Origin of the sequence: Bacillus sp. B28, from assembly GCF_029536185.1 — a bacterium.
In the GTDB taxonomy this organism is placed as follows: domain Bacteria; phylum Bacillota; class Bacilli; order Bacillales; family Bacillaceae; genus Bacillus; species Bacillus halotolerans.
Map to the genome: position 1 here is coordinate 3611761 of NZ_CP120511.1, position 16438 is coordinate 3628198.

Sequence of the window (16438 nt, forward strand, 5' to 3'; positions counted from 1 at the left end):
GGCTTCAAATCCTCTATAAACCCCACTTTCCACACTCCAGATTTGATATTCTAATGCTTCTAATAATTGTGTTCTCTGCACATTTGTTCTTATACCATTCGTCTAATTCTCTATTCACAAGTACAATGAAGCAATTCACCGATTTCAGGATATTCACTAATAAATAAATCTGATTCCATCTTCCATAAATAATAATCATTCCATCCATATCCATTAATTATTTAACTATTTCAACCAAGTCGTTGTTACTTCTTTTAAATGATATTCAATATATGCAATCACTTTTTTATAGTCGTCTGATGAAAATTCTTTAATAGGGTTTTCCCAATCATTATTTTTGACTATTAAAACCAGATAGTTACCTTCAGCAGAAATATCAGGAACCCAGCCTAAATCAAGTGTTATTGAGGATTGTTCATGATAAAGCTGCAACAAACTGTCTGTGAACAAAAACTAGGAATCATCATTCGGTTCTAAAATTCTTGGATCTATTTCAACAAAATGATTATAATTTACTTTCCAACCTTGTGTTATTCTTAGGGGGTGTATATTAACTTTTGGAACATCTAATTTAACATGTTTTCTCAAATCATGACCTCTTTAGTAACTAGTTTGCTCTATGAGGTATTCTTACCTCTGACTTACGAAGACTCCTGTCTCAAAAGACTAATTAGATAAATTAAGCCTCATTAAAAAAGCAGGTAGTACAACCTGCTTCTTTATTAGTATTCGTTTTTAATTTCTTTCATAAAAATATTATCTAATTGTTTAATTAATTCTTTAAGCTCAGTGCACATAATATCTTCTAATGGATTTTCCCAATCTTCGTTTTTTATAAGTTCAATGCCATAACTTCCGGTTGGATCCCCATCTGGGTACCATCCTACATCAAGCAACAAGTTTTTTGTCTTATGAGAAATCTGCAGGAGATCTTGATTAAAGTCAAATAACCAAGCATCATCACTTGCCTCTAATGTTTTAGGGTCAGTATCTTTTATTGTAATATAGTCAACTGTCCAACCAGCTGGTATCCTAAGTCTTAAGAAATTGGGAATCTGTAGGCTTAGTGGCTGCAAATCCTCTAACCCCCCACTTCCCACACTCCAGATTTGACGTTCTAGCTCTTCTAATAATTGTTCCATTTCACCAAAAGATTTTTCTTCATAAATCTTATCTATTTTTAAGCCAACTACTTTGATTTGGTATTGATCATTTTCATATATTACCTTAATAATAGCATTACGGTTTTCATTTTGTAGTATTAGTAGTTCATTCTCTTCTTCTGTTCTTTTTTCTGAGTTTAAATTATTCACTACCACAGTCCATCCATCTAGGAACTTTAATGGTTGTATTCTAGAAAAATCATCATTTTTCAAAGTGTATTCACTTCCTATTTTGAATATACTCTTCTCTTGACATCATTTTGTTTAAATAATTTTTTATTCTGTCATCATTCATTGGATGTCCATGGTATTTCCCCCCGCTTGTCAACTCTGCTCTTACCCAGTTAGCAGGTTTCCCCAAATCATAACCAACGGGCTGATCAAAGCGGTGAAAAAAATAAATTGTTCCTTTTCCATCATCAACAATTTTACCTTGTTGTAAAACTATTTTCTCTAATGTCTTATTATCTACAGATGCTAAATATTGGGCTTGTTTCTTTCCAGTCTCACTGAATTGTTTTGCCTGCTCATCAGTCTTAGCTTTTATATGTTTTTTCCCATGATCAAAGTACTCTGCTTTGTTTATAATTCTTCTAAATTCTTTAGAACTATAATAATTATTATGAGCAACATAATCATGACGTTTAGAAAAATTAGGAGCTTTTCCGCTAACCATCTTCACAATACCAAGATCTTTAACAGATTTCGTTTCCACATCGACACGGACTGTCGGGATTCCGAATGTGAAGCCATCCGGAGTTACAGGGCGTTCTGCGTACACTCGGACGTTTGTTGGGACTTTGAATTGCTTGACTTTTTCTAGTGTCTTGTTAGCTTTTTGGACTTTTGAATGAGTTGCAAGCGGTATGCCTTTGTCTATATGTTTCGCCAATGCACCGGCTCCAACGAGGCTTAATGCCGCTTCCAGCGCCCCTTGCTTCCGCTTCTCCTCAGACACTTCGTTACCAAACATATCTCTTCCTGTGACAGCTTCAGAGAATCCGTTAGAAGCAACAAGGCCATATGCGCCCATTTCTGACATTTTTAGAATGTCTAAAGACTTGCCTGTTTTGTAGGCATCTAAAGCGTGTTCCGCCGCGATAGCTGCTTTTCCGGTTTTGTAGATCGCTTTTCCGCCTTTGAAGGCGCGGCCTGCCCAGCCAACGACTGGGATGAATCCGGCTGCGGCCATTGCTCCTGCTGTCACACGTTCTGCGGCAGAGAGTTTTTCTCCGGTTACCGGGTCAACGCCTTCAGTTGCTCTTTTATAATCATAATAGCCAGTGACTTCTCCAGTAAAGGTGCAAACTCCATCCCATGTTTTTTCGTACCATGGTTTGTTTGCTTCTTCCTCGGCTTTTTCCTGGAGACGCCTTGCTTCTGCTTGTTCGGTTTTTGCATCGATATATGTTGTTCCCTGTTTTTCCACTTCAATGGCGCTTTTGTAGACTTCATTGCTGTGGAAGGCTTTTTTGTCATAGTACATAGGGGATGCGCTTTTCCCGTTGCTGGTGGCCTGCATGAGAACAGAATATTTGCTGAGCACTGCGTTGTCCAGAGATTCTAAATTTTGATATTCAGTGGTCAGGGATTCATCAAGCTTATCGACTGCCGTAATCGTGTCACGCCTGATTTTTTGGGCATCTCCCATCTTATCTGCATAGTTGTCAAGCGTGTACATGTCGAGATCAATAATATCGCTGATGCCTGACAAAATAGAATCGATTTCTGCTTTATGAGCGGAGACTATCTCTGAGGCTTTCAGGTCTCCATTGGGCAGCTCATGATCCAAAAATGAAGTTTCCACATATGAATCATTCAGTTCTTGATCTTTAATATCTCCGGAAATGCCATTTAAAAACGCAATTTGAGCAGAGACAAGCGTCAGCCAGCTTTCAACGATTTCTGCCTGTCCCTGAAAAAAATCTTTGATATTGTCCGCGCCTTTTCCTTTAAAATTGTCGCCTAAATCTGCAACTCCCTGAAACGCTTTTTTGAGCGTGTTCAGCTGCTCTTCAAGCGTCTCATATTGCTTTTTTCTGCTCTTCGCTTCTTCGATTAAAGATTTTGATTCAAATACTTTACTCATCGCACTGCCCTTTCTGTTCTATTTTACCGCGATCGCCTCGTCCTGCTCTTTGAGTGAATCAACATTATCCTTTGTATCCTCGATATTTTTCTGTACCGCTTTTTTATAGTCTCCGAGCATGGTTTTGATGTTCTCCTCACGCTCATGATATTTTTTCGTATAATCGAGTTTGTTTTTCCCATTGGACCCCGCGGCGCCGATTGATACGTCAGCAAGCGCATCTTTGACAGAATCTAATGTTTTGATGACTGTGTCGTACTTCAGCTTAATTTCTGACATAAAAAAAGATCACCACCATTTTAGTTTACTAATTGTATTTCCGACTTCTTCCGCGAACTCTTCTCCCTTTTTAAGAAGATCTGCTGCACCATTTGCTACAAACAATTCCGATGCATATTTAGCTTTATCCCATTCAAGATCAAAAATTTTACCGTTAATCGAAGCCATATACTCGTTATATTTATCATTCACAATCTTAGATGCTTCCGATTTCGCCTCTTCTCTTCCTTTGTCGAAATCATCCGCTTTTGTTCCTTTCCAGTGCTTGCCCAATTCCGGTTTTACGATTTCTTTGATTTCAGTAATTGCCTCTTCTTGCAGTGTGTCTATATCCTTTTTTGCTTTTTTCAGCTTTTCAATCTTGTCTTCAACGTCTGAAATTTTTCCGTTAAGTGAACTTTTGATATTTGCTAATACACTTTCATAACCCATCTGTATCACCTCTTAATACTCAAAAAGTCGTATGGAGGGGCTGATGAAGATATACTTTTCCATACTTTATTTCCATATATTATATTTTAAAATAGCCGGAAGGCGGCTTAAATAGGGTAAACGGCTTAATTTAGGCTTATAATGCTCTGAATACGGAGGTCTAAAGACTCTTTTTTGTTCGTTATAAGATCAATGTGAGCGTTTTATATGGTGAGAAATTCTAAAGTCTTAGTCAAAAAGACACTTGAAAGAGGCAGATTTGATGATCTGTTCATTTTCTTATGTGGTAAAATATTGTAAAGATTAAGAGGTGAAACGGAGGGATGACAATGAGTTTTTTCAGTCCGATGATGTTATTTTTCGTGGTTTTTCCTTTTCTGTCCTTCTTTGTATTTGGAATGGCAGGCACTTTATTGTTTAGAAAACACGGCCTTTGGTCAATGCCTCTTACAGTGCTCTGCTTATTGGTCATATTTATGTTCTGTATTGACTCAGCCGCACCTGATTTTATTGTTTGGCTTATTTCATTTCCGCTTCTGACCCTATTGGCGGCAGGGGTGACCCTTTGGATCAAAAGCTTGTATTAGCTGCAGTCCCCATTGTACAGAACGTTTGAAGAGTCTTTTCTCCTTAAATCATCAGGTGTGTTGAAAAAATTTGCGATGCCCACGTCACCCCACAACAAATCAATATCATCGTCTATATCAATTTATAAAAGCATGATGGGATGTTCTTTATACGCGTATCCCAACCGAAATAATCAAAGAATTCTTTTTTCCCCATGCCCGCGTATTGCTCAAACTGAAAATCTGTAGGCAGCACCCTCTAGTTTCAAACAATAGGTAAACCTCAGCGAATATATCCATCGTATACAATAAAAGATGGATACAAAAAAAGACCGGCATCCCGCCAGTCTTTCCTTTACATCTATGACATTGCACCTGCCGGAACAACCGCTTTCCGGCCTACCGAATAGTATTCCACTCCGGCGGCGGCAGCCTCTTCTAATGAGTAGCAATTTCGGCCGTCAAAAATCAGCGGCTGCTCCATCAAATCTTGATAATCTGCTAATGAAAATTGTTTAATCTCATCCCAGTCCGTTAAAATCATGACGGCGTCTGCCCCCTTAACGGCTTCCGCAATCGTTTTTTTGTATTCCACAGCCTGCGGCAAAATTTGCTTTGCGTGGCTGACGGCAATGGGATCGAAGGCTTTGATATGGGCGTCTAGTGCGGCGAGGCGGTTAGCGATGACAATCGACGGCGCGTCTCTCATATCGTCCGTGTTCGGTTTAAATGACAGCCCCAAAAGGGTGATCGTTTTTCCCGTCACTCCGCCAAGCCTGTTCAGCGCTTTATCAACCAGCATCGCCTGCTGATTGTTGTTGACCCTGATGACCGATTTCAGCAGCTCAAAATCATGCTCGACATTGCCCGCAATTTGCACGAGGGCGTTCGTATCCTTTGGGAAACAAGAACCGCCGTAGCCAATGCCCGCTTTTAAAAACTGGCTCCCGATCCGCTTATCCTGTCCCATGCCGTACGCGACAGATTCAATATCAGCGCCGACCTTTTCACATATATTCGAAATTTCATTTATAAAACTGATCTTAGTGGCCAGAAAGGCATTTGAGGCATATTTGATCATCTCGGCGCTTCTGATATCCGTTTGGTAAACCGGGATATCGAGCGGAAGAAAGAGCTCTTCCAGTTTTCTGGCGGTGTCCTGATCGGCTGTTCCGATCACAATCCTGTCTCCATGAAACGTGTCATGGATGGCTGACCCTTCACGTAAAAATTCCGGGTTGGATGCGATCGATATGCTGACAGGAACCGCAAGATGTTTGGTAATCAGCTCGTAAATCCAATCATTTGTTCCGACAGGCACTGTGCTTTTCGTTACGACGATCGCATCTCGCGTCACGTGCCGGGCAATACGCTTGGCCACATCTGTAATATGCTCCAGATTCGCATGTCCGTCGTTTTTTTGCGGTGTGCCGACCGCTATAAAAATAATCTCTGCCTGGTCTAAGCCTTTCTCGTAGCTCGTTTCAAAGCTCAGCCGCCCATCAGCTATATTTTTTCTCATCAGCTCTTCAAGACCCGGTTCAAATATAGGGGAAATCCCTTTTCTCATTTCTTCAATCTTGTGAGCGTTAATATCAATGCAAGTTACATGATGGCCAATCTCAGAAAGAGAAACACCTGTCACAAGACCGACATAGCCTGTTCCGATGACTGTTATATTCATTGTTTCCCTCCAACAGTTAAATTGCTGCTTTACAGCTTCCGTATTATCGTATGAGAATATCCTGACATGAATGCGGATGATCTCCCGGAAACAGCCTGTACAGATTTCTGAAATATGATTCAATCATACAATATACTATTATATCGTTCTCACAAAGAAAGTGGGGAAATGAGAATTGCAGATCAAAAGAGCCCAAATCGTTTTCTTCTTTTGACCGGCTTCGGTGCCTGCCTGTAAATCGCATGATTTTGCAGAAGAAGCTCAGCATTTTCCGTCATCATATAAGAATATTCCGTACCGAATTCTTTCTCAAGAACACGGAGAGCCTCCTGATAGCGAAAATCTCTTGTTTTCAGATTATGAGCATCTGAGGCTAAGAAGTGTATCAGATTGGCTTCAGCCAGCCGCAGCGAAAATGCTTTCATCTGTTTCCCGAAAACTCCTGCAAGGCTTCCGGTTGTCAACTGAGATGCCGCTCCTTTTTCTATAAGATGATACAGCAAGGACGGATTTTCGCGAATTTCGCTATTGCGTTCGGGATGCGCGACAATCGGAACGTATCCTTTCAGCTGCAAATCATAAAAAAGCTGCTCGGCATATCGCGGAACATGATCAAACGGAAACTCAATCAGGATATATTTTGTGTCATTCAATGACAGCAGCCGTCCTTCATCCAAATCCCGTTTCAAGTCCCCGTAGATTCTGATTTCCTGTCCCGGCAGTACGGTGAGCGGGATTTCCTCTTTCATTAAACGTTTGTTTAACAGGTCTGCCGCTTCTCTGACAGCGATTTGCTCGTTTTCATATGAACCATTCTTATGATGCGGGGTTGCAATGATGGTTCTGATTCCCTCACGAACAGCCGCCCTGGCCATTTCGATGCTGTCGTCCAGGTTCCTTGCCCCGTCATCCATTGACGGGAGGATGTGGCAGTGAATATCAATCATTTCTAAGCCTCCTTTTTTCGCAAAAATAAATAACGGGCAGTATGCACGTTATTTATTTTTGTATGAAATTGTCTTCATGTCCGTAGTATCCGTAGTCAGAGTGCTTCGAGCGTTTCTTGCCGTTCATAATGGCTCCGAGGAGCTTGCTGTTGCACGAATCGAGCGCCTCTTTTGCTTTTGCGGCTTTTTCTTTTTCCGTCTTTCCGCTTGAAATAACCAAAACGGAACCGTCTGCGACATTCCCTAAAATTTGCGCGTCTGCTACAGGGAGAATAGGCGGCGTATCGAAAATCACCATGTCATAGGCCGCACACGCTTCATCCGCAAGCTCCTCCATCCACTTGGAGGAAAGCAGCTCGGCCGGATTCGGCGGGATCGGGCCGCTCGTCAGCACATCAAGATTTTGTTCCTGAGACGTTTGCACAGCCTGTTTCAGTGAGGATTTTTTCAGTAAAACGGATGTTAAGCCTGTCATATTTTCTAGTTGAAAAGTGGTATGTACTGTAGGTTTTCGCAAATCTGCATCGATGAGCAAAACCTTTTTTCCCTGCTGTGCAAATACGACAGCAAGGTTAGCAGCTGTGGTAGACTTCCCTTCTCCAGGGCACGCAGAAGTGATCATCACAGATTTCATTTGGCGGTCCACTGAAGAAAATTCTATATTTGTTCGAATCGTTCGATATTGTTCTGAATTTAAGGATTTCGGCTCTGTCAGCGCAATGACATTTTTTCGACTCCATGAGCCCTTGCTTTTTCTAAGCGCCAAAATGTCCACTCCCCGCTTTATCAGATTGCATGCCTTTTAAGCTCTTCGCTGTTTTCTGTTCATTCGCAATGGTGGAAACCGTCCCTAATACCGGTATGTCCAGCAACGTTTCGAGCTGCTCTTCCGATTTGATCGTATTATCCAAATGCTCAAGCAGGAAGGCCAGTCCGATGCTACCTGCCAATCCTGCCGCAAACGCGATGGCGATGTTCAGCAGCGGTTTTGGCGATACAGGCGACGGATGTCCAGAAACCTCAGCTTTTGACAGAATGCTTACGTTATCAACATTCATAATCGAAGTGATTTTGTCTTTAAAGACAGATGCGACAGTGTTGGCAATGTGAGCCGCTGTTTCCGCGCTCCCGTCTCTGACAGAAATATTGACCACTTGAGAATCCTGCTCGCTGGAAACAGTAATTTTTTCATTCAGCTCTTGGGATGTCATCGACAAGCCCATCTCTTTAATCACTTCGTCTAAAATAGCAGGGCTCTTAATGATGACATTGTACGTATTGATTAATTGAAGATTGGTTTGGACATCGTTAAATTGGACTTCTTTTTGGTCGTTTTTCGATTGATTGACCAAGATCTGAGTTGAATTTTCATAGATGGGTGTAAGTGCGAAGAAACTGATGAATCCGCCGGCAGCAGTCGCAGCTGCGGTTACAATCATAATCAAAAGTATGTGTTTCCTTAACGTTGATAGTATGTCTTTTAAACTAGTAGATTCTCCCATGATACCTCCAAATCAGCTTATAACATCCTTTTCCATACGATTATACAACGTTAAAACAGCATTTCTCCATCTTTTCACGTGACAATATTCGACAAAAATTTACAAAAACAGTTTTTCGGCTTCTGTCATGTAAGCGCTCTATTTATTGTCTTGCCAGAGCTGAATCTTTTTCTCCTTCCGGTCATTATTCAGAAAAAAATCCCGCCAAATACCTGCGGGATTTTTATGTTGCGTATCCATTTTTAATATGAGAAATCAAATTTTCAAGCATTTCCTTTGTGGTCATCTCAGATGACTGCTCACCAATATCATGTGCATGCATCAAAATTTTCAGAAATTCTTCTTGATTTAATTTCTTTTCACTCATCATTTTATTCCTTTCAGCTTCCATTAAGTTGAAAACACGATTATTATATGATGCCGGCTCTCGTTTTGCAATCTCTAATACATCATTCGACACTTCCCATTTTTTATGTCCTATTTTAGGAAAAACTTTTTCATGCCGCTGTGTTGCGATATAATAGAGAAATTGGATCTTTTTATTACGTGACTCGGTTAGGAGCGATAATCATGCTTCAGAATATGATTTCTAAAGACGATGTGCTGGCATCGGCTGAACAATTAAAAGAGCTTCTTCCTTACAGCGAGGAAAATGTTCAGTTGATCAAAAAAGCCCTTATTTTATATCGGCAGGATTCAGTCTATCGTTTACAAGCAGTGAGTCCGACGGAAGTTACGGCTTACGTGCAGGATGTTGTGCCTGTGCGGGTCACATTGAACTTATTTGTCATAGCCAAAAGCGGCTGTTCATGTCCGTCTGGGAGAATCTGCCGCCATAAGCTGGCTGTTTTTTTATATGTATATGCAATGTTTGAACGAGTGGGAACTTTTACAGAGCACTGGCTGGAGAGGGAAAAGCTCGAAGAAAGCAAAGAGCTCGTCCGGCGTCAATTCCAAGAGAAGGTGCTGCCTAATGAAGAGTCGCTTTCAAGCTGGCTTGCTTTTTTCGATTCAGAGTTTTCTCTTTGGCAGGCACGCACGGCTGAAGGCAGCCAAAACATGCAGGGTCTCTATTACGGCTATCTGTCCGCTTTGAAAAAGCATGCGCCGAACAAGCCGGAGCTGAAAAGCCTGTATCAGATTCATTCAGCGATCGCGGTGTGGCTTCGCATGTTTACATTGATTGAAGAAGGAAAACTGGACCCCGAGCATGATTTTTATTCACTCAATCCTTATGTCGAACAGCTGATGGACACGATCTACAGCTCAATTGATAAATTAAAAACGTACGCGCTGTCGTTTGCACTCGATCCCTTTCTGGAGAAAACGCCGGATGTCATTCGGGATCTCTTATTGAAGGAAGATATTTTTCAATATGAACGCATCCGCATTTTCGGTGAAGTTTGGAGCGCGCTGCTGCCGCGGCCGAAATGGGTGGCGCGTGAGCAAGAGATCCTGCAAAAAGAAGCCGGGCGGCGGTTTTCTCCTGAATTGCAATTCGGGCGTCTGCATTTAGAATTTTTGCAGAAACATGATGACGCGATTTTTGCGGAAACCGACCAATTTCCGCCGGAAGCGCTGCCGTATACGTTCCAATGGCTGAGTGAAATCACCGCGAAAAAGGATTGGAAACGGCTCAAAGCATGGTACCTCCGGATTGAATCGATTGCGATTGGTTATACGAAGCTGGATAAGCCGTTTAAAGAAATTCGCGACGTAATTGGCGAGCTGTTTCTTCTGCTGAACGCGTATGTGAAGCAAACCAATGACCAGGCGCTGTTTGAACGCTATGCGGCAGGCTGTCTGCCATATACTTTCACAGAATACAGCCATCATTTGTATGAGAAAAAGCGTTACGCCGAGTGGATCGAAATCCACAGCCTTGTTGGCTTTTCAATTTATGAAATAGATAAAACGATGCTCAAAGAAATCGCGGCGAGCGATCCCGAGGCCCTTATACCCGCTTACCACAGAGAAGTGGCCTTTTTTATCGACCAGAAAAACCGCAGCTCTTACAAGGAAGCGGCCCGGTATTTGAAAAAACTGCGGACGCTCTACAAAAAAGCGAAAAAACTGAAGGTATGGGAACGCTATATTCAGCAGCTGAGCTCACATTACAAGCGCCTGCGCGCCCTTCAAGAAGAACTGCAGAAAGGAAAGTTGATTGATGGCGAGTCTTAAAGAAATACTTATTCACGTCGAACAAATGGAAGACGGGTCATTCACGCTCTCAGCCTTTGATGAGAATGAGCAGCCCCTTCCCTACAGCCACATGAAAAAGCATTTGTTTCAATGGCACGAATCCTCATTTTACGGAACCTTCCTTGAGGATGTCAGCTTCATCGGGACAACCGCGGTTTTGCTTTCTCCATGGATGACTGTAGAGCTTCTCGGCAAAAACTCGTTCAACTCATTCAGCTCCGTGCAGCTCACAGAAGAAACGGAACCGCTGATTGAGGCAGCGTCCACCATTTACGAATTTATCGCGGACGGCGATTTCCTGCCTGACTACGAAGCATGGACAAACGGTGTTTTCCGCTGGAAGGATCGGGACGGCATGCTGGATGGCTTTACTGCGGAATGGTTTTCAGCCGCGGTGCAGGATTATATTAAATATGACGACGAACTGCGTGAAAAATGGGAAAATATCAAAGAAAAATCACCTGCGGTCACAACATTTCGCGGACATTTTCTGGATGAAGAGGATTTTCTCGAAGGCATCGGCTGGATTGACGATCAAACCCCGTTTACGGTCGGCCTCCGCTTGAATGAACCAGACTTTGACGGTGATGACTGGAAAATCGAAATGTTTTTACGCGATAAAAAGAGCGGCGCGGTTGTATTTTTTGACGGGCTGAAGAGCCTCAAAAAATCGTGGCAGGCCTACAGCGATAAAATCGCACGCGAGCAGGACCGCTTTCATCGAACGGTTCCGTGGCTGTCATTTGATTCCGGCACCACGTTGATTTCAGAGGAAGAAGCCTGGATTTTCCTGTCAGAGGCAAGTGAGACGCTTGTCGATATGGGTGTTGAAATCCTCCTGCCATCCTGGTGGCAGATTGTCAGAGACAGCAGCATGATGCTTAAAGCAAAGGTGTCTTCCGCCCCTCGCGGCGAGTCATTTGTCGGCATGAATGCGCTGCTTGATTTTAACTGGCGGTTTGCGACAAACGGCATTGAGCTGACAGAGGATGAATTTAACGAGCTTGTCGCGAGCAACAGGCGCCTCGTTAATATTCGCGGGCAATGGGTGAAAATAGATCCGCAGTTTATCAAACAGATGAAACGGCTGATGGAGAAAGCGGAATCAGAAGGGCTCCATATGTCTGATATTCTGGCACGAGAGCTGATGGATCAGCAGGAAGGCGGGCTTGAGGACTCGGACATCATGGATACATCCGCTTTTGCCGGTATTCAATTCGACCTGTCAAAACAGCTCAGATCACTGATTCGAAAGCTGACAACAGCGGAAAATCTGCCGGAGCATGAGGTCAGCCCCTCCTTTCAAGGCACGCTCCGCCCGTATCAGAAATACGGCATGAACTGGCTGCTGTTTCTGCGGCAAAGCGGTTTTGGCGCCTGTCTGGCCGATGATATGGGGCTTGGGAAAACCATTCAGATGATCGCATATTTTCTTCATGTGAAGGAAAGCGGACGGCAAAACACGCCGAATCTGATCATCGCGCCGACATCCGTACTTGGCAACTGGCAGCGGGAGCTTCAAACCTTCGCGCCCAATCTGTCGGTCGCTCTCCATTACGGCCCGCGCCGTCCGAAGGGAGAAGACTTCTCCGGCTATTATGATAACGCGGATGTTGTCTTAACCTCCTACGGGCTGTCGCATGCCGATTCTGAAGAGCTTTCTTCGGTGACATGGAACACAATTTGTCTTGACGAAGCACAAAATATTAAAAACGCGCACACGAAGCAATCACGCGCAATCAGAAAGCTGAAGGGCATTCACCATATCGCGCTGAGCGGAACTCCGATGGAAAACCGCTTGACTGAGCTATGGTCGATTTTCGACTTCATGAATAAAGGCTACCTTGGCAGTCTGACCGGTTTCCATAAACGCTATGTATTGCCGATCGAAAAGGACCGGGACGAAAAAAGAATCGGACAGCTTCAGCAATTAATCCGGCCGTTTTTGCTGCGGCGGACAAAACGGGATGAGGACGTCGCATTAAACCTTCCCGACAAGCTGGAGCAAAAAGAATTTATTCCGCTGTCAGCCGAACAGGCGTCTCTCTATGAGCAGCTGGTGAAAGACACTTTTGAACATATGTCGTCACTGACAGGCATGCAGCGAAAAGCACTGATCCTCAGCATGCTCGGACGGCTTAAACAAATATGCGATCATCCCGCGCTTTATTTGAAGGAAGATCAAACCGAACTGCTGGCCGGACGTTCGGTCAAGCTTGAAAAATTGCTTGAGCTGATGACAGCGATCCGCGCCCAAAACGAAAGCTGTCTCATTTTCACGCAATATATTCAAATGGGGAACATGATGAAGCGATTGCTTGAAAAAACCTTCGGCGAACCTGTGCAGTTTTTGAACGGGAGTCTTTCTAAGCAAGACCGCGATGCACTCGTTGAGAAATTTCAGAAGAAAGAATACCCGACACTGATTCTTTCGCTGAAAGCGGGCGGCACCGGTCTCAATCTGACAGCCGCCAATCACGTCATACATTATGACAGATGGTGGAATCCGGCTGTTGAAAACCAAGCCACTGACCGGGCATACCGCATCGGGCAGGAGCGGTTTGTCCACGTCCATAAAATGATTACAACGGGAACAATTGAAGAAAAAATTGATATGATGCTTGAAACGAAGCAAACGCTGAACGACCAAATTATCCAAAGCGAAAACTGGATTACCGAGCTGTCCACGGATGAGCTCGAAGAATTATTTACATTAAGCGCCTCAGCGCAGGCACAATAACCACAAAAAAGCTGGCTCCTTAAAAGAGCCAGCTTTTTTCCGTTCATCGCCGTCACGCCGAATTTCACAGAATCCGTTACGCCGGTTATGTTCAGGATGCACTTTTTTTCAAAAGATAAACCTTACAGCAAGTGCCGAATCATATGGGCAACGCCATGTTCATCATTGGTCAGGGTTACAGCGTCGGCTATCGCTTTGATGTCCTCCCGCGCATTGCCCATCGCTACGCCTTTTCCGGCAGCCTCCAGCATGGATCTGTCATTTAAGCTGTCGCCCACGGCTGCTGTTTCCTTCATTGGGATGTTAAGCCGCTTTGCCAGCCTTTCCAGCGCCTGCCCCTTGGATGCCTTTTTGGAGGAAAGCTCAAAGTTATGATCAGCAGAGCTGACAAGTGTCAGACCTTTATCACCCTGGTATCTCTGCCAGCCGGCCTCCAGCTTTTCTTTGAAGAAAGAAAAGCCAAGAATGTTGTAAAAATCAATCTGTTTATCCTCCTCAAATAGCTCTTGAAACGTGTCGATATAAGCAAAGCCCGATTGACTGTATTGCACCTCGGCTGCCTGCATCAGAACAGAAAGGTCAGCCTCTGGATTCGCACTTTTGACCCGGTCAAGCTCAACATCTAGGAGCTGCCTGCCGTTTTGCGGTGTATAAATAGCTGAGTCTGTAAAAACCTCATAATAATAGTTTTCTGACTCAAGCCACGAGAGGATGTCATACGCCCGTTTTTTACCGATTGTTTCCGAATGATAAAGCCTGCCGTCAGGGTCGTGAATGACAGCGCCGTTCGCACTGATGACCCACGTTTTGATCCCGAGCGGTTCAAAAATTGACACGACATCAAAATAAGCGCGTCCCGTTGATACAACAACCTCAATCCCGTCCCGCTGCGCCTGCCGCAGAGCATTTTCATTTTCTGAGCTTACTTGATGCTTGCTGTTCAGCAAGGTTCCGTCTAAGTCGATCGCAATCAATTTCACGTTTATCAGCCCTTTCTTTCATCCTGCTCTGTCACGAGAAGTTCGACCCCATTAAGATCAAGCAAGTCGCAAAACGCCTGATCGGGCAGCCGGTCTGTGATCAAGAGATCAATTTCACTTAGCTCAGCGTACTGATAAAAACTGGTGCTTCCCAGCTTCGAATAATCCGCAAGGGCGATCACCTGCTTGGCCTGCTGAATCATTTTTCGCTTCACCAGCCCATCTTCTTCATGCGCGATCGTAATGCCGTGTTCCGACATGCCGACAACACCGATCAGCGCTTTATCGACGTGATAGCTTGAAAGCTTTTCAATCACAGAAGCGCCGTACAAGAAACGGTGCTCCTTTTCAAGCTTGCCTCCGAGAAGATAGATCTCAATACCCTCTTTGTCTGAGAGCACTTCCGCGAGATTGATGGAGTTAGTGATAACCGTACAGTCGTCTGCATTCAAGTGCTTGGCGCACGCCTGAACAGTTGTAGACGCATCTAAAATAACCCGGTCGCCATTTTGGATCAGTGATGCGGCGAGTTTGCCAATCTTGTTTTTTTCCTCGGACACTGTTTTCAGCCGGCCGGAATACCCCTGAATTTTCTGGTGCACAGACGGCAGAATGGCGCCGCCTCTTGTGCGAATAATGGCATTCTGTTCCTCCAGCTTCACAAGATCCCGCCGTGCTGTATCTCTGGACACCTGAAGGAGCGTACAGATCTGCTCGGTTGTAATGCGGTTATGCTCCTTTAGATAATCCACAATCGCTACTAATCTTTCTTCTTGGTACACGCCCTCATTCCTTTTCATATGACGTTATCTTTAAGTAATTATAAGTTTTTGTATATCAACAATCAATATTATTAAGTGAAATTAAGTAAAAATGCATCATAAGAACCAATTTTCCCTATCTCAAACAGAAAGAAAAAACCAGTCTGGTCGACTGGTCAATTCTGAGGGGATGATGCGAAGAAAAGTAATCGTGAATGGGATTTAAAGCGGGAGGAACAGGGAGATGTCAATCGGCAGCTTTTTCCCGAGGTTTAGGGTCCATAAAACGAACAGTATCAGCCATCACTTCAGTTACGTACACTTTGACACCTTCCGCATTTTCATAGCTCCTTGTCTGAATACGTCCGCTTAGGCCGACGAGAGAGCCTTTTTGGCAATATAACGCCGTGTTTTCGGCCGTTTTTCTCCAAAGCGTGCAATTGACGTAATCCGCTTCAACTTCTCCTGAAGCATTTTTGAAGCTGCGGTTAACTGCAATCGTAATGTGTGTGACCGCCGCGCCCGCGGAAGTGTACCGAAGCTCAGGGTCTTTTGTTAAACGTCCGACAAGCATGACCTGATTGAACATTGCGATTCCTCCTCTCCTTGCGGTTACACGTATTGTAGACGATGCAACGAGAAAAGAAAAACGCTCAAAATCTCATTTCAGCCTCTGTTTTTATCTTTCGTTTTCATTTTTCCCTCAGCTAAAAACAGCTTTTGTTTTTTCCCTCTAAAGAAATATGTATTTTTTAAAAACCGGAAAAACAATTTAGATGTCAGCCAATGCTGCGTATTCATACAGACATAAGAAGAGCCGTCCCATGCAAACCACTGAAAGCTGAGCTTCCTTTCCGGGAGCGACAGCTGGATTTTGTACTGTTCCATCCCATCATAAGTTTCGTATAAAAATATCATCCTCTCTTTCCTATATAGATGAACCTCAAAAATATCTTTACGGCTTAACATATACGCTTCGTTCGTTTGAATCAAACGCTGATCCGCCGAAGTGCCGTCAATATAAATTTCCTTTAAATGAAATCGATTCATACACACCTCTCCGTAATCCATAGTCAGTTACAGTATAATGAAA

At 43.7% G+C, this 16438-nt stretch carries 17 protein-coding genes and 1 pseudogene; 3 read left to right on the forward strand and 15 right to left on the reverse strand.

The genetic code is table 11. From position 1 onward, the window contains the following. Nucleotides 1-225: 225 nt before the first annotated feature. The 5 genes from P3L57_RS17990 to P3L57_RS18010 all read right to left on the reverse strand — a co-directional run bounded on the left by P3L57_RS17990 (nt 226) and on the right by P3L57_RS18010 (nt 3963). Nucleotides 226-450, reverse strand: coding sequence for a hypothetical protein (locus P3L57_RS17990; protein WP_083244489.1), 225 nt, complete (start codon nt 448-450; stop codon nt 226-228). A gap of 272 nt (nt 451-722) precedes the next feature. Then, the gene (locus P3L57_RS17995; RefSeq protein ID WP_059353676.1) at nt 723-1376 is read right to left on the reverse strand and encodes a hypothetical protein; all 654 of its coding nucleotides are present in this window, start codon (nt 1374-1376) and stop codon (nt 723-725) included. 7 nt (nt 1377-1383) lie between these two features. Further along, nucleotides 1384-3252, reverse strand: a complete 1869-nt coding sequence (locus tag P3L57_RS18000; protein WP_069486817.1) for a ribonuclease YeeF family protein — start codon at nt 3250-3252, stop codon at nt 1384-1386. Between the two features lie 18 nt (nt 3253-3270). Next, entirely contained in the window at nt 3271-3531 is a 261-nt protein-coding gene (locus P3L57_RS18005) for a YwqI/YxiC family protein (RefSeq protein ID WP_003227825.1), read from the reverse strand. A gap of 9 nt (nt 3532-3540) precedes the next feature. After that, nucleotides 3541-3963, reverse strand: coding sequence for a YwqH-like family protein (locus P3L57_RS18010; RefSeq protein WP_069486816.1), 423 nt, complete (start codon nt 3961-3963; stop codon nt 3541-3543). Nucleotides 3964-4292: 329 nt separating this feature from the next. On the opposite strand from P3L57_RS18010, the gene P3L57_RS18015 reads away from it, so the two are divergent. After that, the gene (locus P3L57_RS18015; RefSeq protein ID WP_044159633.1) at nt 4293-4550 is read left to right on the forward strand and encodes a hypothetical protein; all 258 of its coding nucleotides are present in this window, start codon (nt 4293-4295) and stop codon (nt 4548-4550) included. Here P3L57_RS18015 and P3L57_RS18020 read toward each other — a convergent pair. The 6 genes and pseudogenes from P3L57_RS18020 to P3L57_RS18045 all read right to left on the reverse strand — a co-directional run. Next, nucleotides 4547-4785: pseudogene (locus P3L57_RS18020) on the reverse strand (DUF1963 domain-containing protein); the annotation flags it as partial. The gene P3L57_RS18015 and the pseudogene P3L57_RS18020 sit on opposite strands and share 4 nt — an antisense overlap. A gap of 105 nt (nt 4786-4890) precedes the next feature. Beyond that, the gene (locus P3L57_RS18025) at nt 4891-6213 is read right to left on the reverse strand and encodes a UDP-glucose dehydrogenase family protein (protein ID WP_069486815.1); all 1323 of its coding nucleotides are present in this window, start codon (nt 6211-6213) and stop codon (nt 4891-4893) included. 182 nt (nt 6214-6395) lie between these two features. Further along, nucleotides 6396-7160, reverse strand: a complete 765-nt coding sequence (locus tag P3L57_RS18030; RefSeq protein WP_044159635.1) for a tyrosine-protein phosphatase — start codon at nt 7158-7160, stop codon at nt 6396-6398. A gap of 52 nt (nt 7161-7212) precedes the next feature. After that, a complete protein-coding gene (locus tag P3L57_RS18035) occupies nt 7213-7926 on the reverse strand; it encodes a CpsD/CapB family tyrosine-protein kinase (protein ID WP_044159636.1) in 714 nt (237 codons plus the stop codon). Next, entirely contained in the window at nt 7916-8662 is a 747-nt protein-coding gene (gene tkmA / locus P3L57_RS18040) for a protein-tyrosine kinase activator TkmA (RefSeq protein ID WP_059353683.1), read from the reverse strand. The genes P3L57_RS18035 and tkmA overlap by 11 nt, the downstream gene beginning before the upstream one ends. A gap of 223 nt (nt 8663-8885) precedes the next feature. Further along, nucleotides 8886-9029 (reverse strand): YwzD family small protein, encoded by a 144-nt coding sequence (locus P3L57_RS18045; RefSeq protein WP_010332161.1) that lies wholly within the window; start codon nt 9027-9029, stop codon nt 8886-8888. 203 nt (nt 9030-9232) lie between these two features. Between P3L57_RS18045 and P3L57_RS18050 the strand changes: the two genes are divergently transcribed. Then, nucleotides 9233-10843 carry an SWIM zinc finger family protein gene (locus tag P3L57_RS18050; RefSeq protein WP_059292382.1) on the forward strand — a complete coding sequence of 537 codons (1611 nt, stop codon included), beginning with the start codon at nt 9233-9235 and terminating at the stop codon, nt 10841-10843. Continuing rightward, a complete protein-coding gene (locus P3L57_RS18055; RefSeq protein WP_069486814.1) occupies nt 10830-13604 on the forward strand; it encodes a DEAD/DEAH box helicase in 2775 nt (924 codons plus the stop codon). The genes P3L57_RS18050 and P3L57_RS18055 overlap by 14 nt, the downstream gene beginning before the upstream one ends. A gap of 122 nt (nt 13605-13726) precedes the next feature. Here P3L57_RS18055 and P3L57_RS18060 read toward each other — a convergent pair whose 3' ends face one another. The 4 genes from P3L57_RS18060 to P3L57_RS18075 all read right to left on the reverse strand — a co-directional run bounded on the left by P3L57_RS18060 (nt 13727) and on the right by P3L57_RS18075 (nt 16395). After that, nucleotides 13727-14584 (reverse strand): Cof-type HAD-IIB family hydrolase, encoded by an 858-nt coding sequence (locus P3L57_RS18060; protein WP_059292380.1) that lies wholly within the window; start codon nt 14582-14584, stop codon nt 13727-13729. 5 nt (nt 14585-14589) lie between these two features. Further along, nucleotides 14590-15366: a transcriptional regulator GlcR gene (locus P3L57_RS18065; RefSeq protein WP_069487005.1), complete on the reverse strand. Its 777-nt coding sequence runs from the start codon at nt 15364-15366 to the stop codon at nt 14590-14592. A gap of 226 nt (nt 15367-15592) precedes the next feature. After that, nucleotides 15593-15934, reverse strand: a complete 342-nt coding sequence (gene ssbB, locus P3L57_RS18070) for a single-stranded DNA-binding protein SsbB (RefSeq protein ID WP_044159651.1) — start codon at nt 15932-15934, stop codon at nt 15593-15595. A gap of 77 nt (nt 15935-16011) precedes the next feature. Further along, the gene (locus P3L57_RS18075) at nt 16012-16395 is read right to left on the reverse strand and encodes a hypothetical protein (protein WP_044159653.1); all 384 of its coding nucleotides are present in this window, start codon (nt 16393-16395) and stop codon (nt 16012-16014) included. Nucleotides 16396-16438: the final 43 nt, after the last annotated feature.